Genomic DNA, 19,301 nt, shown 5'->3' on the forward strand with positions numbered 1-19,301 from the left:
GGGTATTGATTTTAATACTCCAATTTTTAGTTTATTATGAATATGATTTGTATTATAAAGAATAATATTTCAATGCAATATTTGTTGAATATAATAAATATGCAAAAAATAATCGGTAGCAGGATAAGATTAATGATTTAATTGTTCTTAAATGTGTCAGATCAATCTTTTCTAAAATATATCTTTGTCCTTTAAACCCGAACCTATTATGGCTAGCTTAGAGAAGTGGAATATTTTGCAATCAGAAATGGCATTAAACCATCCTTGGTGTAAAGTCAGGCGAGATAAAATAGAATTACCTAATGGAGAAGTCGTTGATGATTATTTTGTATATGTTCGACCAGATGTCGCGATTATTTTACCAATTACCATCAATCAAGAAGTTGTTTTTGTGAAGCAGTATAGACATGCAATAAGTGATTTTTTTATTGAACTTCCTGCCGGTGGTTTTAATCCAGAACAAGAAAGCGGTGAATTTGCTGCTCTAAGGGAGCTTGAAGAGGAAACTGGTTATGTTGCTTCATCTGTTAAGAAGATAGTAACTTTTTATGATAAACCCAGTAAAGATACCAATCAATTACATTTGTTTATTGCAGAGAACGTTACAAAAATAGGAAAAAGGAAGCTAGATATTACAGAAGAAATAGAAGTAATATTAATTCCTGTAGATAAAATCTTAGAAAAAATAGTTAAAGGCGAAATTTGCGTAGCTGGTACTGTTGCAGCTTTATTTCTAGGATTAAAGTTCATTAAATAGCAAAAAAAGTGCTGGTAAATATAGCACTTTTGCTTGGAATTTAATACAAAAATAATCTCATTTAACCTCACCCCTTCTCCTCTCGTTAATAAGGAGAAGGATGTCCATACAACGGAGTCAGTTTTCAATATTGTCATAGCTTTTTAGAGTTGAGTAAATACAGATTTTTAAATAAAAATTAGTACAAGTAAGTGAACAAAAATATTTACCGTCATTGCGAGCGAAGCGAGGCAATCTCAGCTCTTGCGGTTGCTTCGTTTCACTTCGTTTAACTCGCAATAACAATGTGTAATTAATTATGTTTAACTACTTAAATAATTCCCGTATTTGCACTATACAAAGACGGGATAAATTAGCTATTTTTTAACTTGCCAACGTAAATATTAAACCAAAATTTTACTATACTCGCCACTGTTGCAAAATATAGTTGTAAAAAGCTTCCTTATCTACTTTATCCATTACAGAAACTTTTCTTCCTCCAGAAACAATTTTTGTTCTTCCTTGACTTTTGCCATCGGTAATTATTTCTGTTTCTATTTGTTTTAATTCAAAAAACTCTGGTTTTGCTAAATAAGCTGTTGCTAATACATCCCAAAAATAATAATCTTGAGGAATGACTAAGGCATAACATTGTCCGGCTAAATCTGATACTGGATAGTTTCTTTGTTTACCCATTTTTTGCACAATTTCTGATGTTACCGGAACGTTATTAGTAATATCTAAAGGACACATAATAATTTCTATTTGGCTATCCCATATCCGTGCGACTGAAATCGGGTCCCAGTAAGCATTCCACTCTGCGGAACCATCTTGTCCTGGTTCCCAGTTTTTCTCGACGTTACCGGGAACGTTTAACGCTCCTCCCATCCATACAATGCGTTTGATATTTTTTTCTATATGTGGTGCTTTTTGTAACGCGGTTGCAATATTACTCAAAGGACCGGTTGCCATAATTGTTACGGGTTCGGAAGCTGATTCGAGTACTTTTACCGTAAAATATTCTCCAGCCTCCGTAACCAAGGGTGTGGTGATGGTTTCTTGTTGATTAAGTATGGGGAAATGATCGACTACAAAAGAATCGCGACGGTAAAGGTTGGGAAAAGGATTAACACCGCGTACTTTACTTTCTGCCACCGGAATATCTGAAAATCCCATTAAGTCCAGAATTTTTCGAGTAGCATTGACTGCTGGTTGTGCGTAGCAATCAGCCGCAGTTACTACTACTCCCAGGGGTTGGACATTATCCATAGTCATCAGCAACATAGTTGCCAAATAATCATCCACACCGCCATCATGATCCATCAATACCAGTTGTTTAGACATTCGGATTCCCTCAACCCAAAAGCAGGGCTATATGTAAGTCGTTGAGAACCTTTTAATTTGTATCACGTAAGATGTATTCTGTACTAAAAATTATTGAGGAAATTATGGGTAATACCGTTAACGAGCCTGCTTTAGTTGCTGAATTAACAAAATTGTATATGAAGTATGAAGCGGCTTTATGTAGTAACAATACAGATGTGCTGGATGGATTCTTCTGGGATTCTGCGGATGTGGTTAGATTTGGATTAAATGAAAATCAATATGGTGCTGAAGATATTCGAGCTTTTCGCAATTCACGCCCTGGTTTTAAATTAGAACGAGAAATCATTAATTTAAAGGTGGTTACTTTTGGTGAAGATAGTGCAGCAGTCACTCTGGAATTTCGTCGTTTGGTGAATGGTGAAGAGCGTTTTGGTAGGCAAAGTCAAATGTGGCAGCGTTTTTCAGAAGGTTGGAAAGTTGTTTCTGCTCATGTTTCTTTTTTGTAGGGTATTGAGCATTGGGCATAGAAAGTAGGAGTAGGTTGATTTAGACGCACTAACAACTATAGTTTTTGAAGAATAATCTATATTTTGTCTAACACAACCTACTAACTGGGTTTCTAACAACTCCGTGTAATCTCTACAAAACTATTGTTCAGCAGGATTGAATGGTAAAGAAGAATGATGTAAGTCAATCAGCAGCTTGCCATCTTTGTTTCTGCGATAACCAAAGGTATATTCAACTTTCGTTTCTTTACCAGTATTCGCATCGGTAAAATAGTAATTTCCCATAGCTACGGCATCACTACAACCAAGGCTGACTCCGGCGTTTTCAAATCTGACTTTACTCCAAGGTTGAAGTGCAAAACCACTGTCTTCAGCAATTTTACCTTTGACGAAGTAAGATACAGCATCTTCTTCTGTTAAACGAAATTGTCCTTCTGAAGCTTTTGTGGGTTTAAATAAAACTGTACCTTCGTCATAACCGTATAAGTTGTCAACAGTATTTGCTGCTACGGTTTCATAGTCTCCTTTATTTTTATATGCTTTACCAATTTCAACAATCGCATTACCCCAAGTTTCTTGAGCATCTGTAACATCTTTTTTGGTAATACAATTATTTGAATTATTTGAAGCTTCTGAATCCACATTATTTGCTGAAGATGCATTCTCATTGCAAGAGGCAGCAAAAATACTTGCCGAAACCAATACCGATGTCAATGCTACCAATTTCAATAATTTCATGCTCTTTTGTTGAATTATTTTTTTTGAAAGAAAATTTTTCAAAGCTACATACAACTTTGAGAAATTAAAACGAGTTAAAACAAGAATAATTATTTCATCAAGTTGACCATCATAACCTTGATTATTCTTACTGTAATCATAGATAAAAGTCTATAGATTATCTTGTTTTATGGTTTGTAGTTGCGCTTGAGCGCCTCTTATCGGAAGCGAGTACAGCGCTACTGCGAACATATTTTGATTCATAACGAATGAAGCTAAGAAGAATAGTAAACCTACAACACTTTAGATAACGAAACAGATTTTTCTAGTACAGGGGCATTTTGTGTTACTCCTGTTAATGAAAAATTAGTGGCTGCTGGTGTAGTTGAAGCAATAATTTTTCCTTGGGAAATCACGTAGCGTGGTTGAATGCGAGTACGAACAGCATCATAGTAATCCTTTGCGTCTAAAACAATTAAAGATGCAGGTTTACCAACTTCAATACCGTATTTATTTTCTAGATTTAATGTCTTAGCTCCATTGCCTGTAACCATTCGATAACAAGCATTAACTTCATCGCGCCCAGTCATGTGACAAATATGTACTCCCATATGAGCCACATCTAACATACTTCCCGTACCTAAACTATACCAGGGGTCTTGAACGCAGTCGTGACCAAAACTGATATTCAAATCATTTTGCCATAGCTCCTTAACGCGGGTGACTCCCCGGCGCTTGGGATAAGTATCCGCACGTCCTTGTAAGGTAATATTAATCAACGGATTGGCGATAAAATTAATTTGGGCGCGTTGTAGAAAACCCATCAATTTAAACGCATAGGCATTATTATAAGAGCCAAAAGCAGTTGTATGGCTGGCTGTAACTCTACTACCATTTTTTTGACGAATAGCCTCAGCCGTAACAACTTCTAAAAACCGCGATTGCTCGTCATCAATTTCGTCGCAATGGATATCAATTAAACGATTATATTTTTCTGCTAATTCAAATATTCTTTGTATCGAGCGAACACCATCTTCCCTGGTTAATTCATAATGGGGGATTCCTCCTACCGCATCCGCACCCATTTCTAAAGCTTTTTCCAGTAAAACCTCATTTTTTTGATGCGAATAAATCCCATCTTGGGGAAATGCAACTACCTGCACCGTCATCCAATCTTTGACTTCATCCCGTAATTCCAATAAAGCCTGTAGCGCAATTAAATTTGGTTCGCTGACATCTGCGTGAGTTCTGACAAATAATATACCTTGAGCCGCTTGCTCTTTCAACATTGTGAGAGCGCGGTTTTTCACATCTTCGATAGTGATTTGCCGCTTGCGATCGCCCCAAATCTGAATTCCTTCAAACAGTGTCCCACTCTCGTTCCAACGGGGTTCTCCCGCAGTTAAAACCGAATCTAAATGAATATGCGATTCAACGAAAGGAGGAGAAATTAATTTTCCTGATAAATCAATTTCTTGAGCCGCAGATTCCGTTAAATTAGGCGAAATTGCGGTAATTTGACCATCTTTAATCGCAATATCTACAGTTTCGCTTTCTTCAGTATTAAATGAAACTACTCTACCCTGACGTAGGATTAAATCAGTCATGGTTTTTTATTAGTTTTTTATTCAATATTATATGTGGGAGATGGGGGAGAAAAGGGAGGGAGAGGGGGGAGAAAAAAATAACTATTAAATATCTTCAAGGGTAAGAGCGAAGACGGATGAATCAGCAAGTAGAGATTCGGCAACAGCAGCATCAATTCCCAAAAGATGTAGGGCTAATTTTATCAAAAGAACTTTTCATAGAATAATTACCAATTACCTATTACCAATTACCTATTAAGATTTTATTGTAAAAATTTATCAAAAGTTTCCCTATCTGGTAGGGAAGGCTGTGCGCCGGATTTGGTTGCAGCTAAGGCACCTGCCGCACTACCCCAAACGATGGCTTTACGTAAGGAAAATCCTTGGGAAATTGCTGCGGCTAATCCTCCGTTGAAAGCGTCTCCGGCGGCTGTGGTGTCAACTGTTTTTACGGAAAAAGCTGGTGTGAAGAAGCTTTCTGCTGCTGTAGAGCAATAAACGCCTTTGGCACCGAGTTTTACAACTGCACATTTCACGCCTTTTTGCAATAAAACTTCTGCTGCTTTTTTGGCTGAATCTTCTCCATTTACCGGAAAACCTACTAGTTGAGCGGCTTCAACTTCATTCGGTGTCAGGATATCTACTAAGGGGTAAAGTTCTTCTGGTAACTCTTTTTGTGCTGGTGCTGGATCGAGAATTACCTTAACTCCGGCTTTTTTTGCTTCCTTGGCTGCTGCAATAACAGAAGATATCGGAATTTCTAATTGTAATAGAAGTGCTTTTTTCCCCGGTAATAGCTGCGATAATCTTTCGACATCTTCTAAATTTACCCGCTCATTAGCACCGGGAATAACTACGATTTGATTTTCACCGGCATCATCTACATTAATAATTGCTACACCAGAGCTTGCTGTTTCATCGACAAACACATTATCTGTTTTGACACCGGCAGCTTGTAGATAATTAATAAGTTCCTCGCTAAAACTTTTTTTGCCGACACGTCCAATAATTTCGGTAGGAATGCCTAACTTTGCGATCGCAACTGCTTGATTAGCACCTTTACCGCCCGGTGCTTGAAAAAAATCGTGCCCTAACAGCGTTTCTCCAGCAGTCGGTAAACGGGGTGCTGTTGCTACCAAATCTATATTAATGCTACCAAAGACGATAATAGACATGACGATTTTCGAGTGGGTAATTGGTAATAGGTATTTGGTAATTGGTAATTGGTAATTGGTAATTGGTAATTGGTAATTAGTTAACTCTTAACTACTCACTGCTCACTGTTCACTGTTCACTGTTTCCCCCTCTTCCTTCCCCATTTCCCGATTCCAAAACTTGGGAACTTTAGAATATCAGCTATTGTCAATAAAACGAGATTCTACGCTCTGCAATCCATCAGTCTATCATCTTTTAAGTCTGCTACAACTGATTGTAATTATTTATCTAGTTTTTTCGCTATCTAAAGGTAGAATAGTTAATCGTTTCGTCTTCAATTTCCCGTACCTTACCCTTAATACTTCAAATTGTAATCATAGATTAAACACATGAAAAAAATATTCTTAGCTAGTTCAATTTTTCTAGTTTTTGCTGGATGGGGATTGGAGCAAAATTTAAGAAGCGTCAATGCACAAACTGCTTCTTCTGTAGTTATTCAAACTCAAAAGCAAGCTACTAAAACTCAAGCTGCGAAAGTACCTCAATTAAAAGTTATTAGTACGGGAACTGGTAATAAAGAAGAATTACGTTTTACACCAAAGGTTGGTACCAAGCAAACTATAAATGTCACTTTGAATAAGGACACTTTGATGTCTATTGGTGACTTTAAAATGCCCAGAGCAAAGTTACCAGCTTATCTGATTACTTTAGATTCTACCGTTACTAAAGTAGATTCTAATGGAGACATTTCTTACGATATTGCTTATTCTAATGTCAAAATTAAAGGTGATGCTCAAACTCGTCCGGAACTAATCCGAGTTATTAGCAAACAAATAGGACAATTAGAAAATTTTAGCGCTTCTGCTGTAATTGATAATCAAGGAAGAACGAAAAAACTTAATTACGCAATTCCTAAAACAGTAGATGTAAATATCAAATTTCTTGTAGAACAGTTAGCTAATTCTTTACAACAATTATCTTCTCCGCTTCCAGAAGAAGCTGTAGGAACTGGTGCAAAATGGCAGGTTCTTTCCGATACTAGTATCAACGGAATTAATCTGAATCAAACTACTACTTATGAATTAGTAAATATTAAAGATGGTGTTGCTAGTTTAAACGTTAATTTGCAGCAACAAGAAAAATCTACTCAAGTAATTGATTATCCTGGATTACCTTTAGACGGTATTTTGACTCTACAAACTTTTAGAGGTAAAGCCCAAGGGAAAGCTACAATTGACCTCGATAAAGTAATGCCAATTAGTTCTCAACTTTCCTTACTTGCTGACAGTAAATATATCGGTAAAAATATCAATACTTTGGAAGAAACACCTTTGATTTCTACATTAAAAGTGGATTTGAATATTCAGGGTAAATAGATAATTGTTGATTGGGTATTTTTGATATAAATATAGAGACGTTGCAGTGCAGCGTCTTTTTTTTGCCTTAACATTAATTCTGAAGGGTATATAGTAATTAAAGTATTTTCTAACCCCTCTACCTGTTATTTTTCCTCCCTAATACAACCTATAAAAACGGCTGTAAATGATATTTTTATAAAAGACGACGCGCTCGATAATTTTATTCACTAAATTATGAATCTTGATAAAAATATAATTATCCTACAATAATTTTCTGAATTTATATATTTTTATCGCTTAAATAAACCTCTAATAATTAGCAAAATATTTATTGAATATTTATCAAGCATCACTGAAAAAAATATGTGAGTTTTAGCTGATAAATTAACTATTCATTCAAAGCGTCTTAAATAAATACCCTGATATCGGTCTAAAATAGCTGCGTTAGAATAAAATAGCTAAAAAGAACTAAAATAAAATTTATCAATTAAAACCGCGTTTCAATATTTATAACAATTAATTCCACATTTTGTATCTTTTATTATTGCAGCAACTAATAATATTCTTAATAATATAATTCGGCAAATAGGTATATATCAACTTTCCGATCAATACAAATTAATATACAGGGAGAACTACAAAAATGCCTTTTCGCATATTAAGTCTAGATGGTGGAGGGGTTAGGGGAATTGTTGCAGCAAAAATGTTGGCAAATATCGAAAAGCAAATTAATTGTCCTTTAAACCAGTACTTTGATTTAATTGTAGGAACTTCTACAGGTTCTATTGTCGCGGCTGGCATCGCAACGGGACGTAATTGTGAAGATATCGTCGATTTTTTTCAGAATAAAAGCTCAAGTATTTTTCCCTATCAAAGCCTTTTTTCTGCAAAAAGAATTCCTCTACTATTAAAATACGGTATATCTGCTCCAAAATATTCCGATAATAATTTAATTCAAGTTTTACAAGGCGTTTTTGGAGAAACAAGACTGTTTGATATTGCAACTTCTCCAAGATTATTAGTAGTATCCTACGACACTATTGAACGCAATCCGATTATTTTTAAAAGCTGGCGACCTGACAAACCATATGGTAACGTTCCTCTATGGGAAGTATGTGTTTCATCCGCGTCGGCTCCCACTTATTTCCCCGCACATAAATTAGATAAAAGAGTTATTGGCAACGTTAAAGACGCGAGTATAAATACTATTATTTTTAGCGATAAAGAATCTACCGTAGATGCTGTATATGAAAATGCTGAAATTAGAATTACCGACGGTAGAGGTAGCGGACAAACTCGGACTATTAAAAATTATATTGGCACTATTAGAAAAGCAACCGTAAACCCTGCTTGGGATAGAATTCCCGATAAATCATCTACTTATTCAATTAAAACTATATATTCCGCAATTGATGGTGGAGTCGCTGCCAATAATCCTTCTAGTTGCGGTATTGCTGAAGCATTACGCTGCGGTTATTCACCCAAAGATATTAGCGTACTTTCCATAGGCACTGGAGATAGAACTCGAATTATCCCTTTTGAAAAAGCACAAACTTGGGGTTTATTTGAATGGGCACGTCCAATTGTTGGCGTATTGTTTGATGCTTCTTCCGATGTTTACGAGTACATCAGCAAGCAAATAGTTCACGAACAAATTGTACGCTTACAATTTAAGCTTGATAAGCATTTAACTGGTAAACGTTTAAGCGATGATTTAGACGATGCAACTGAAGAAAATATCAATAATTTAATAGAAGCCGCAGATGCCTATATGAATCTACCAGAAGTTAAAGCGAAGTTGGATAAGTTTTTGCGAACTGGTAATGGGTAATTGGTAATTGGTAATTGGGCATGGGGCATAGGGCATAGGGCATGGGGCATGGGGCATTTTTAGGAGTTGGGTTTCAGGGGAAGAGGGGTGAGAAAAAAGGAATTATCAAAATCTGCTCACTGCTCATTGTTCACTGTTCACTGTTCCCTGCTCACTGTTCACCGTAAAGCATCCCCTGACTCAACATCAAACCAGTGAATATTCTCTGGAGGTAGAGCAAGGGTAATTTCTTCGTTATCCCAATTTTGGTCTGGAGGCAATAAAGCACGTATAGTCGGTGATTCTGTTTGAGAACTAGCAACATGTACGCTGACTAATTTGTACATTCCTAAATTTTCTACCAGATAAACTCTTCCTTTCACGATTTGCGTATCTTCTGGTAACGCAACGCGAACGTGTTCGGGACGAATACCTAAAACAATTTGCGGTGGTGAAGTGGAAAATTTTGGAAAAGTAACGGAAAAATCTCCCAGCATGGCGCTGTTTCCTTTACAGGGTAAGGTAAGCAAATTCATCTGAGGGCTGCCCACAAAACCAGCTACAAATAAATTAGCAGGATGATTATAAATATCTGCTGGCGGTGCAAGTTGCTGTACGTAACCGTTATTTAGTACAGCGACTTTAGAAGAAAGCGTCATCGCTTCGGTTTGGTCGTGGGTAACATAAACTACCGGCGCTTTTTGTGCTGCGAATATCTGCTTGATATCGGCTCGCACTCTTTCGCGCAATAGTGCATCAAGGTTACTCAAAGGTTCATCTAATAAATAAGCTTCAGCTTTACGTACCAAAGCTCTACCCACTGCAACACGCTGTCTTTGCCCCCCAGAAAGTTGTCCTGGTTTGCGTTGAAATAACTCCTCTAAACCCAGAAGCGCTGCCACTTCTGTAACTCGGGATTGAATTTCTCCAATGGGTACTTTTTTCAACTTTAATCCCGAAGCCAGATTTTCCTGTACTGTCATATGGGGGTATAAAGCGTAACTTTGGAACACCATCGCCATGTTGCGATCGCCTGCGCGTTTATGGGTGATATCTTCCTTACCCAAAAATATTTTTCCTTTGGTAACTTCTTCTAAACCCGCAATCATTCTTAAGGTTGTAGATTTACCGCAACCGCTTGGTCCTAATAACGTCAGAAATTCGCTATCATCCACTGATAAGCTAATATCCTTAACCGGAATAACTTTTGGAGAAAAGGTTTTGTTTAAGTTTTTAAGTTGAAGTATGGCCATGTTTTAATTGAGTTGGGAATTGGGCATTGGGCATTGGGCATTGGGCATTGGTAATTGGTAATTGGTAATTGGGCATTGGGCATTGGGTAGATATTTTAAACTCCTAAAAACTAACAATTAAAAACTAACAACTAACAACTAACTCATCCTTTAACTGCCCCTGCGGTAAGCCCTTGGACAATTTTGCGCTGAAAAAATAGAACTAATAAAACTAGGGGTAATGTTCCTAAAACTGTAGCCGCAGCAATGGGACCATAAGGTATTTCAAAAGTTGATGCACCACTTAATTGGGCTGCTGCAACGGGAATTGTTTTCATATCTTCGCGGGTAATAAATGTGAGTGCGAATATAAACTCATTCCATGCAAAAATAAATGTGAGAATTCCCGTTGTTACCAAAGCCGGGAGAGTCATTGGTAAAATAATTTGCGTTAGCGTTTGCCAGGTATTGTAGCCATCAACTCTTGCAGAATCTTCTAAATCTTTGGGTAATTGCTCGAAAAAGCTGCGTAAAACCAAAATCGTTAGGGGTAAATTTATTGCCGTATAGGGAATTATTAACGCTAAATAATTATTACCTAAACGCAAAAATTGCACAATTTCTAATAACCCGAAAAATAGCAAAATTCCAGGAAAAAGCGTAACAACTAAAATACTCGCAAGAATAATATTTTGACCCTTCGGACGTAAACGAGCCAAAGCATAAGCAGCCGGGGCACCTATGCCCAAAGCAAAAGCTGTAGAAAGAATTGAAACAAAGGCACTATTTAATATATAACGCCAAAAAGGACGACGAAGAAATAACTCCGTATAATGGCTTAAAGTAAAGCGAGTTGGAAAGTAAATTGTAGGAAGTTTGGAAATATCTTCATTCAGCTTAAATGAAGTTAATAACTGCCATAAAGCCGGAGCCAAACTGAATACAATAACAAAAATAATTGCCAACCACAGCAATATTTGTTTTAGAAGGTTTTTTTTCATATTAGTAGTTATTAGTTAGTTGTTAGTTGTTAGTGGTTAGTGGTTAGTTTTTAGTTGTTAGGAGTTTAAAATATCTAACCAATGCCCGATGCCCGATGCCCAATGCCCAATACCTACTTTTAAGTACTTGTGCGAGATACGCGCAGTAGTAAACTTGCAATAAAAACGGCGAAAATTAACAACGCAAAAGTTACTACAACCAAAGCTGCACCGTAACCAAAGTCTAAGTAGCGCATGATAGTGGAGTAGATATAAAGCGATACCACTTCTGTTGCTCCTCCGGGACCACCACCTGTCATTACTGAAATCAAATCAAAGATTCCGAATGCTTGAGCAAACCGAAATAAAACGGCTATCAAAATTTGTGGTATCAAAAGTGGCAGTGTTATTTGCCGGAAACTTTGCCAGGGGGTTGCTCCATCAATCGAATGCGCTTCATACAAATCGCTAGATATTGACTGCAAACCAGCTAACAGCAAAATACTGATAAAAGGCGTAGTTTTCCAGACATCAGCAAAAATAACTGCAACCATTGCTAAAGTTGGATCTCCTAGCCAGGTAATCCCGTTTTCAATAAAGCCTAATCGCAGCAAGATATCGTTTGCTACACCATATTGATCGTTAAAAATCCAAGCCCAAGCCAAACCAATTAAAGCAGTAGGTAAAGCCCAAGGCAAAATCGCGGTTGTTCGTACTAAACCACGTCCAAAAAACTGTTGATTTAATACCAAAGCGATTATTAAACCTAATATCAATTCCGAAATTACCGAGGCGCTAGTAAATATAGTTGTGACTAGAAAGCTTTGCCAAAACCGCCCATCTCCTGCCATCCTGAGATAATTATCAAAACCCGAAAACACAGGTTGCAATTGCGTTCCCAAATTTTCCGTAAACAAACTCAACCAAAAAGCACGAGCGATAGGATAGCCAAAAACCAACAACAGCAACAGCATTGCTGGTAGTAATAAAATTAAAGCCGTTTTTTGTTCTCTACTCCGAATTGTTTCCATAAAATCAGTGAACAGTTATCAGTGAACAGTGAGCAGTTAACATTACTCATTACTCATTACTCATTACTTATCTCCCTAATAACTGACGAGTTTCGGATGCTGCATTTTTCATCGCGACTTCGGGAGTGATTCGATTTGTCAACGCGGCGGAAAGATAGCGTTGCAAAATGTCGGATACTTGAGCGTATTGAGCAATGGGTGGACGCAATACCGCTTTATCTACGACTTTCAATAATTCAGGATAATGGGGATATTTTGCGACAATTTGTGGATCTGTAAATAGCGATCGCCGACTGGGTACAAAACCGGCTTCTAAGATAAATTTTCGCTGTGCTGCTTCGGAAGTAAAATACTTGATTGCTTTCCAAGCTTCTTCGGGATGTTTGCTAGATTTGGATATTCCTAAAGCCCAACCTCCCAAACAAGCTCCGCTACTGCCATTTTTGGTATGTACCATCGGCTTGATAGCAATTTTACCGTCAACAGGTGAAGATTCTTTGTTTGCGAGAGGCCAAACATAAGGCCAATTTCTTAAAAAGACTGATTCCCCATTTTGAAATATTTGTCTTGTTTCTTCTTCTTGATATGTAGTTACTCCCGCAGGAGAAATTTCTGTTGGTTTAATGGTATTTTTCAGAAATTCAATTGCTTCTATTGTTTGTGGTTTATCTAAACCTACTTCTAAGGTATCGGGGTTAACCCAATAACCACCAAAACCTTCAAGGATTTCCACAAACATCGCGGCTAATCCTTCGTATTGCTTTCCCTGCCAAACATAACCCCAATTGACGTTGGTTTTTTCTTGTAAACTTTGGGATATTTTGACTAAATCATCGAAGCTTTCTGGAGGATTAAATCCAGCTTCTTTGAGTAAATCTTTTCGGTAATAAAGCATTCCCACATCGCTACGCATGGGAACCGCATATAGTTTACCTTTGTAACGTCGCCCTTCTACATCCTTTTGTGAAAATGCTGCTAATTCTTGTTTCGTAATTTTATCTGTCAAGTCCAATAGCCAACCAGCAGCGGCAAATTTTGGTGTCCAAATGACATCCATATTAATTAAGTCATAAGGAGAATCCCCCAATATAAAGGCAGAAGTATACATATTTTCTAATAAATCTGTAGCATTCGGCCCTTCAATAATATTGATACGAATACCGGGATTTTCTACTTCAAAATCCTTAACTATCCCCTTCTTCCAAGGCTCGGCATCGGGGGCTGTCATCAGTAAATTTAACGTTACCGGCTCTTGCGTCTGGGCTGGCTTTACCGATAAAATCACCATCCCAAACACAACAATAAGGAATATTGCCAAAACTCTAAATCTAAGTTTTTGCAATACTTTTCTGAATTGGTTGATCGCTTCTAAATCCAACATTGATTGTTAGTCAAATAGTTAGTTAAATAACACTGCGTTAAGCAAAGCTCACTTTTATATATCGCCACCACGTTTTTCGTCATCAACTATTTTCGTGATGCCAATATATTGTTTAATATTTCTTTGTATTTATTAATGTTTTTAAACTTTATAGATAATTTTAAGTATCGATATTATAGCTCTTTTGTTCATAATTGCTAGAGTATGATTAAAAACAACTGAAAAGTTTAAGAATTATATTTTTAAGCCCTTAATTTATCTATATATTAAGATATTAAGTAGGTGCATCAAGTTTATGCTTATGCCAACTGAGGGTGTAAAGGGTTACATTTTGCGGTAAGTACTTTGTTTTTAGCGGCTTTATTTTATTCGGATTTGGCAACAATACACATTTTTCGCGTAGGGTGCGTGACTATTATTCGTTTTCATTAAAATTAATGGGTTTTGACAAGCAGGGGAAGCAGGGGGAGAAAAGAATTTTGAGAAAAATAAATCCTTTAAAATTAATGAAAAGAACCACTAGTAGTTCTTTTCATTAAAATTGATAGTTTGTAGAGAGGGGCGGAGTGCTACGTCTCCCGACGTTAGGTAGAAAACGAACCAGTCAGAATTTATGCAATGAACTAATTTTTGGTTGTAGGAGATATCTGAAGAGGGCGATACAACCAACCGTTTAGAGTTCAACTTCTTAAAACTGATATATTTTAGTAGTTCTTAAACCCGGTTTATTTGAGCTTCCACCCAAATGCTGCAACAAATGAGATGGAAATAATTATAAGGTCAAAAGTCTCTTGACTAAATACCTTTGACCTTTAATCTTTAATCTTAGTTACGATTCTGCCTCAAACACTCTATATCCAGCTTTACCTTGTTTTTTAGCTTGGTACATTGCCTTGTCTGCATCATCTAACAAGTTCAGGGGTTCGTGGTGTGTTCGATTGCTCAAAGCAATACCAATACTGGCTGTGATTAAAATCTTACGCTCATTAATATCAAAAGGCGTTTCCAACTTCTCTTGAATGCGTTTAGCAACATTAACACCATCGGCAACATCTTCAATGTCTTCTAAGAGAATGGCAAATTCATCACCGCCTAATCTGGCTACAGTATCTCCACGGCGCAAGCAGCACTCCAAAAGTTGGCTTATATCTATCAGCAATTTATCTCCCATCCCATGACCAAATTTATCGTTAATCTTCTTGAAACCATCTAAATCCACGAACAAAACAGCAAAGCTATAATTCTTTCTACGTTTACTACGTTCAAAAGACTGTGTAAGTCTATCGAGAAACAAAATTCTATTAGGTAACCCCGTTATAGAATCATGAAAAGCATTGTGTATGAGTTCTGCTTCTCTCTTTTTTCGTTTGCTGATATCCTGAAATACCAACACGGCACCTAAAATTTCCCCATCTTCACCGCGCACGGGTGAGACAGTATCACCAATTGATATTTCGCTACCATTTTTAGCTACTAGCTTACAGTTTTCTGGCAAATTCAAAATTTCACCCCTATTCATTGCACGTGCAGCTAAATTGTCGATTTCTTCCTCTGTATCGGCATCTTTGAGAAGAAAAACTTCTAACAATTTTTTACCAATAGCTTCATTTTTTGACCAGCCAGTTAGTTCTTCTGCGACAGGATTAATACTTTCGATACAACTATTAACATCTGTGACAATTACCCCACACCCCATACTATTAATAACTACGTTGAAGTATTGTGTTTGTTGTTGGAATCCTCTACTTAATTGATGCTTGAAGGTAGCCATTTTACTAGCCATATGCGAGTCTCTTGTTATAAAAGGTTTATAAAAGTGGGCAACATATTTATTAATTTTTTTCGTAATTTCCCAAATTTTTGTCAAATGCAGTACAGAATCTAAATGGTATCTCTGAACGATGACTACTATTCCTCCATTGCATTTTTTCATCAAAAAAATATCAACCAAAGTCAAACTTTGAATATTTTTTACAACCTTTGTAATTAACTTTTCAACCGCATCATTAACTTTCAGAACGCGGCTCCAAAACTTTTGTAAATTTTTCTTAATGGAACAATTCTGGTTTGGTTTATCTTCATTAAGGAAAATTTTTAGGTTGCTCATGTGCCATTTACTCACTGCTTAAAATCAGTTTTTTGCAAATTTCAACCTAAGTTAAATCTCAATACTCTAATCATAATCAATATTTAAAGCAGCATTGTTCGGTTACGAACAATCTTGTTTATTTGATTTACTATCATTGGGCCTCTGAAACTCTTATCGATCTGTTGTACATTTGTTTGATGGTTTTACAGATGGAATGCCAAGTTATTATAGCCAATTATTAATATATCCCAAAGCGCTTTGTATAAAAGCTACCTCCATGTTTATTAGCTACAATCTTTTTTATAGTAAATATAGCTGACTGCGGTTTTTACTTAAGTGGATTAAAAAAAAATACTATTAATAGATTGACATATCGTTTATTAGATTGAGCTTTAAAAGCAGATTGTGTTGCAACTAAGGCTTTTTATCGCAGACAATAAAATGTAGCTGTCAAATAAAAGTATTAAAATTGAATACATACGCATATTATTTTCAAATCACAATCGGAAAATCGCAATTAACAAAAATTTCAGCAAATCTTATTTCTAAAAGGGGTTCTAGGGTGTGTTCTCAGACTTCAAGCACTTTTTGCAAAAATACCTATAATTATGTTTTTTTATTCAACTAATTTCTATTTTTATTTTTCATAAATAGTCCATATCTACATTTAAACCGTAAATAAATATCGCTTTAATTTTTGTAAAGTTATATCAGATCGAAATCTACGATCCCTATATTAAGAATATGCAATATATGCCTCATCTGAAAATATGCAATAAGGTATAAAAATAAATACTTAAGTAGTAGATTTTTTAAGCCTATATTAGATATAGGCATTCAAAATGAATTTATTATTCAATCAATAACACTATTAGCATCTTGTCTATTTCAGTTGTATGCAAGACGCGGACAGAATACCTTTAATACAATAATTTTTATTAATAATTTTTGTTTATCCTGTTATAAGATTTAGCCGCAGATCAAATTAGAATTCAAAGTGCCATAGCCCTAAGGGCGACGCTAAAGCGTATCGCAATTGATATTTTTTTCTGCTGCTTGCTCCAAGCAACTATTTGTTTCTAATTAGTTCAATGGTAATTTTGCCGCCAAAATCTGGAATTGGTGCAGCAGGTTTACTCAATATCACTTGAACTTGCTTTACCAAATCGCATTTTTGTAAAATAGAATCTGCAATACTACCCGTAAGACGCTCAACCAAAGCAAACTTTGAGGTTTTAATTTTTTCTTGTACTAAACTAATGACGCTACGGTAATCGATAGTATCTTGAATCGCGTCAGTTTGAGCAGATATACTTAAATCCAACCATAGCTTTACATCCACCTCAAACCATTGTCCTAATACTTGTTCTTCTTTTAGATAGCCAGTGTAACCGTAAGCGCGAATTCCTGTTAAATAGATACAGTCCATAATGAGTTAGGAGTTAGGAGTTTAAAGTTAAGAATTAGGAGTTAGAAGTTGAAAATATTTAATGTTTAACCTCTAACCTTTAACCTTTAACCTTTAACCTGATTTTTCATGCCGATTGAATTTAGAAATATTAACGAAGTTTGGGCTTCTATATTTACTGAAACACTTAAACGATTGGGTTTGACTTGTGCTGTAATTTGTCCGGGTTCTCGTTCGACTCCTTTGACAGTTGCTTTTGCTCGTTCTCAACCAGATATAGAAGTTATTCCGATTCTTGATGAACGTTCGGCAGCTTTTTTCGCTTTGGGTAGAGCCAAAGCGACTGGATTACCCGTTGCTGTAGTTTGCACTTCCGGTACGGCTGGAGTAAATTTTTATTCCGCAGTTGTGGAAGCAAATTATAGCCGCGTACCTTTACTATTATTAACTGCCGATAGACCGGCAGAATTGCGTAATTGCCATTCGGGGCAAACCATCGATCAGTTGAAACTATTTGCTAATTATCCTAATTGGCAAGCAGAATTAGCAATCCCTAGCATAACCACAGAAATGTTGGCTTATTTGCGCCAAACTACAATATACGCATTTGAACAAACGCTTTATCCCGTTTCTGGCCCAGTACATTTAAATATACCTTTTCGCGACCCTCTTCCACCAATCAGGGATAAAAATTATTTTAATAAAGAAAATTTGGAATCATTACAATCAAACTTTAGCTCAGAAGATTTTTTTGCCGCAGTTACAAATAAATATCAACAAAAATTGATTCATTCTTCTTTCGCAATTCCTCAGAAATGGCTGGAAACGAAACGAGGAATTATCATTGCTGGAGTTGCTCAACCCCAAAAACCATCGAAGTATTGTAGTGCGATCGCGCAACTTGCCCAAAATTTAAAATTTCCAGTTTTGGCAGAGGGATTATCACCAGTTAGAAATCATGCTTCACTCAACCCCTATATAATTTCTACCTACGATTTAATTTTAAGAAGTCAAAATTTAGCAACTGAGTTACATCCAGAAGTCGTAATTCAAATCGGCGAAATGCCTACTAGCAAAATACTGCGTCAATGGTTGAACGATAATAATCCTCTCCGCTGGATAATTGAACCCTCAAATCAAAATATTGATGCTTTACATGGAAGAGTGGTTCATTTGCGGATGAATGTTGAAGATTTGGCATGGGCAGACAAGGGGAAAAGTAGACAAGGAGATAATTATCTTCAAATATGGTTAAGTGCTGAAAATCAGGTAAGAGAAAATATTGATAAAACTTTGGCGCAAAAGCAAGAGTTATTTGAAGGTAAAGCCGCTTGGTTACTTTCTCAGGTTTTACCACCCGAAACGCCTTTGTTTATATCTAATAGTATGCCGGTAAGGGATGTTGAATTTTTCTGGAAACCGAATAATTTAGGAATCAAACCATTTTTCAATCGTGGTGCAAACGGTATTGATGGCACTTTGTCAACTGCTTTAGGAATAGCTCATCGTCAACAAAGCAGCGTCATGTTAACGGGTGACTTGGCATTATTGCACGATACTAACGGCTTTTTAAGCAGAAATAAGTTTATCGGACATTTAACGATAGTATTAATTAATAATAATGGCGGTGGAATTTTTGAAATGCTGCCAATATCAGAATTTGAACCACCCTTTGAAGAGTTGTTTGCAACTCCCCAGGATATAGACTTTGCTCAATTGTGTAAAACTTACGGTGTCGAACACGAGTTAATTACTTCTTGGGCAGAGTTAAGTAAAAAATTAAATCCATTACCAACTAAAGGAATTCGGGTTTTAGAAATACGCACTAATCGTAAAGCAGATGCGAAATGGCGTAAAGAGAATTTGGCAAAGATGGCGAACGCGGGTTAAATGGATTACGCGGATGACACTGATTTATTGACAATTTGTAATTGATAAATATTAACTAATAAATAAAATGAATCTTTTTCGGAGTTCATATTTCTG

General features: G+C 36.4%; 15 protein-coding genes. 5 read left to right on the forward strand and 10 right to left on the reverse strand.

Annotation, left to right across the window (positions count from 1 at the left end):
- The first annotated feature begins 208 nt into the window (after nucleotides 1-208).
- Complete coding sequence (locus RIV7116_RS06885; RefSeq protein WP_015117561.1) at nucleotides 209-757, forward strand: NUDIX hydrolase; 549 nt, start codon at nucleotides 209-211, stop codon at nucleotides 755-757.
- A 399-nt stretch (nucleotides 758-1,156) separates the two neighbouring features.
- Here the strand turns inward: RIV7116_RS06885 and RIV7116_RS06890 are convergent, their stop codons facing one another.
- On the reverse strand, nucleotides 1,157-2,080 hold the full coding sequence (locus RIV7116_RS06890) for a nucleoside hydrolase (RefSeq protein ID WP_015117562.1): 924 nt from the start codon (nucleotides 2,078-2,080) through the stop codon (nucleotides 1,157-1,159).
- Between the two features lie 104 nt (nucleotides 2,081-2,184).
- On the opposite strand from RIV7116_RS06890, the gene hpxZ reads away from it, so the two are divergent.
- Nucleotides 2,185-2,568: an oxalurate catabolism protein HpxZ gene (hpxZ, locus tag RIV7116_RS06895; protein ID WP_015117563.1), complete on the forward strand. Its 384-nt coding sequence runs from the start codon at nucleotides 2,185-2,187 to the stop codon at nucleotides 2,566-2,568.
- Between the two features lie 141 nt (nucleotides 2,569-2,709).
- Here the strand turns inward: hpxZ and RIV7116_RS06900 are convergent, their stop codons facing one another.
- The 3 genes from RIV7116_RS06900 to rbsK form a co-directional block, all read right to left on the reverse strand.
- A complete protein-coding gene (locus RIV7116_RS06900) occupies nucleotides 2,710-3,306 on the reverse strand; it encodes a hypothetical protein (protein WP_015117564.1) in 597 nt (198 codons plus the stop codon).
- Nucleotides 3,307-3,578: 272 nt separating this feature from the next.
- Nucleotides 3,579-4,892, reverse strand: a complete 1,314-nt coding sequence (gene codA, locus RIV7116_RS06905; RefSeq protein ID WP_015117565.1) for a cytosine deaminase — start codon at nucleotides 4,890-4,892, stop codon at nucleotides 3,579-3,581.
- A gap of 242 nt (nucleotides 4,893-5,134) precedes the next feature.
- Nucleotides 5,135-6,046: a ribokinase gene (rbsK, locus tag RIV7116_RS06910; RefSeq protein WP_015117566.1), complete on the reverse strand. Its 912-nt coding sequence runs from the start codon at nucleotides 6,044-6,046 to the stop codon at nucleotides 5,135-5,137.
- Nucleotides 6,047-6,415: 369 nt separating this feature from the next.
- Here rbsK and RIV7116_RS06915 point away from each other — a divergent pair, with 369 nt between their 5' ends.
- Nucleotides 6,416-7,402 carry a DUF6263 family protein gene (locus tag RIV7116_RS06915; protein ID WP_015117567.1) on the forward strand — a complete coding sequence of 329 codons (987 nt, stop codon included), beginning with the start codon at nucleotides 6,416-6,418 and terminating at the stop codon, nucleotides 7,400-7,402.
- 625 nt (nucleotides 7,403-8,027) lie between these two features.
- Nucleotides 8,028-9,215, forward strand: coding sequence for a patatin-like phospholipase family protein (locus RIV7116_RS06920; RefSeq protein WP_015117568.1), 1,188 nt, complete (start codon nucleotides 8,028-8,030; stop codon nucleotides 9,213-9,215).
- A 158-nt stretch (nucleotides 9,216-9,373) separates the two neighbouring features.
- Here RIV7116_RS06920 and RIV7116_RS06925 read toward each other — a convergent pair whose 3' ends face one another.
- From RIV7116_RS06925 to folB, 6 genes are all read right to left on the reverse strand, one after another.
- On the reverse strand, nucleotides 9,374-10,447 hold the full coding sequence (locus tag RIV7116_RS06925; protein WP_015117569.1) for an ABC transporter ATP-binding protein: 1,074 nt from the start codon (nucleotides 10,445-10,447) through the stop codon (nucleotides 9,374-9,376).
- A gap of 143 nt (nucleotides 10,448-10,590) precedes the next feature.
- Nucleotides 10,591-11,427 (reverse strand): carbohydrate ABC transporter permease, encoded by an 837-nt coding sequence (locus RIV7116_RS06930; protein ID WP_015117570.1) that lies wholly within the window; start codon nucleotides 11,425-11,427, stop codon nucleotides 10,591-10,593.
- Nucleotides 11,428-11,546: 119 nt separating this feature from the next.
- Complete coding sequence (locus RIV7116_RS06935; protein ID WP_015117571.1) at nucleotides 11,547-12,437, reverse strand: carbohydrate ABC transporter permease; 891 nt, start codon at nucleotides 12,435-12,437, stop codon at nucleotides 11,547-11,549.
- A gap of 67 nt (nucleotides 12,438-12,504) precedes the next feature.
- Nucleotides 12,505-13,818, reverse strand: a complete 1,314-nt coding sequence (locus RIV7116_RS06940) for an ABC transporter substrate-binding protein (RefSeq protein ID WP_015117572.1) — start codon at nucleotides 13,816-13,818, stop codon at nucleotides 12,505-12,507.
- Nucleotides 13,819-14,647: 829 nt separating this feature from the next.
- Nucleotides 14,648-15,925 (reverse strand): diguanylate cyclase domain-containing protein, encoded by a 1,278-nt coding sequence (locus tag RIV7116_RS06945; protein ID WP_015117573.1) that lies wholly within the window; start codon nucleotides 15,923-15,925, stop codon nucleotides 14,648-14,650.
- A gap of 1,051 nt (nucleotides 15,926-16,976) precedes the next feature.
- On the reverse strand, nucleotides 16,977-17,336 hold the full coding sequence (gene folB / locus RIV7116_RS06950) for a dihydroneopterin aldolase (protein WP_015117574.1): 360 nt from the start codon (nucleotides 17,334-17,336) through the stop codon (nucleotides 16,977-16,979).
- Nucleotides 17,337-17,444: 108 nt separating this feature from the next.
- On the opposite strand from folB, the gene menD reads away from it, so the two are divergent.
- Nucleotides 17,445-19,205: a 2-succinyl-5-enolpyruvyl-6-hydroxy-3-cyclohexene-1-carboxylic-acid synthase gene (menD, locus tag RIV7116_RS06955; RefSeq protein ID WP_015117575.1), complete on the forward strand. Its 1,761-nt coding sequence runs from the start codon at nucleotides 17,445-17,447 to the stop codon at nucleotides 19,203-19,205.
- The last annotated feature ends 96 nt before the right edge of the window (nucleotides 19,206-19,301 follow it).

The organism is Rivularia sp. PCC 7116 (assembly GCF_000316665.1).
Taxonomy (GTDB): domain Bacteria; phylum Cyanobacteriota; class Cyanobacteriia; order Cyanobacteriales; family Nostocaceae; genus Rivularia.

What these genes read in the sequence shown, in the direction of transcription:
- RIV7116_RS06940 (WP_015117572.1), bottom strand. Translation starts at nt 13,818, where the DNA reads ATGTTGGATTTAGAAGCGATCAACCAATTCAGAAAAGTATTGCAAAAA.
- RIV7116_RS06920 (WP_015117568.1), top strand. Translation starts at nt 8,028, where the DNA reads ATGCCTTTTCGCATATTAAGTCTAGATGGTGGAGGGGTTAGGGGAATT.
- RIV7116_RS06945 (WP_015117573.1), bottom strand. Translation starts at nt 15,925, where the DNA reads ATGAGCAACCTAAAAATTTTCCTTAATGAAGATAAACCAAACCAGAAT.
- RIV7116_RS06915 (WP_015117567.1), top strand. Translation starts at nt 6,416, where the DNA reads ATGAAAAAAATATTCTTAGCTAGTTCAATTTTTCTAGTTTTTGCTGGA.
- RIV7116_RS06885 (WP_015117561.1), top strand. Translation starts at nt 209, where the DNA reads ATGGCTAGCTTAGAGAAGTGGAATATTTTGCAATCAGAAATGGCATTA.
- menD (WP_015117575.1), top strand. Translation starts at nt 17,445, where the DNA reads ATGCCGATTGAATTTAGAAATATTAACGAAGTTTGGGCTTCTATATTT.
- codA (WP_015117565.1), bottom strand. Translation starts at nt 4,892, where the DNA reads ATGACTGATTTAATCCTACGTCAGGGTAGAGTAGTTTCATTTAATACT.
- RIV7116_RS06925 (WP_015117569.1), bottom strand. Translation starts at nt 10,447, where the DNA reads ATGGCCATACTTCAACTTAAAAACTTAAACAAAACCTTTTCTCCAAAA.
- RIV7116_RS06935 (WP_015117571.1), bottom strand. Translation starts at nt 12,437, where the DNA reads ATGGAAACAATTCGGAGTAGAGAACAAAAAACGGCTTTAATTTTATTA.
- RIV7116_RS06890 (WP_015117562.1), bottom strand. Translation starts at nt 2,080, where the DNA reads ATGTCTAAACAACTGGTATTGATGGATCATGATGGCGGTGTGGATGAT.
- RIV7116_RS06900 (WP_015117564.1), bottom strand. Translation starts at nt 3,306, where the DNA reads ATGAAATTATTGAAATTGGTAGCATTGACATCGGTATTGGTTTCGGCA.
- RIV7116_RS06930 (WP_015117570.1), bottom strand. Translation starts at nt 11,427, where the DNA reads ATGAAAAAAAACCTTCTAAAACAAATATTGCTGTGGTTGGCAATTATT.
- rbsK (WP_015117566.1), bottom strand. Translation starts at nt 6,046, where the DNA reads ATGTCTATTATCGTCTTTGGTAGCATTAATATAGATTTGGTAGCAACA.
- folB (WP_015117574.1), bottom strand. Translation starts at nt 17,336, where the DNA reads ATGGACTGTATCTATTTAACAGGAATTCGCGCTTACGGTTACACTGGC.
- hpxZ (WP_015117563.1), top strand. Translation starts at nt 2,185, where the DNA reads ATGGGTAATACCGTTAACGAGCCTGCTTTAGTTGCTGAATTAACAAAA.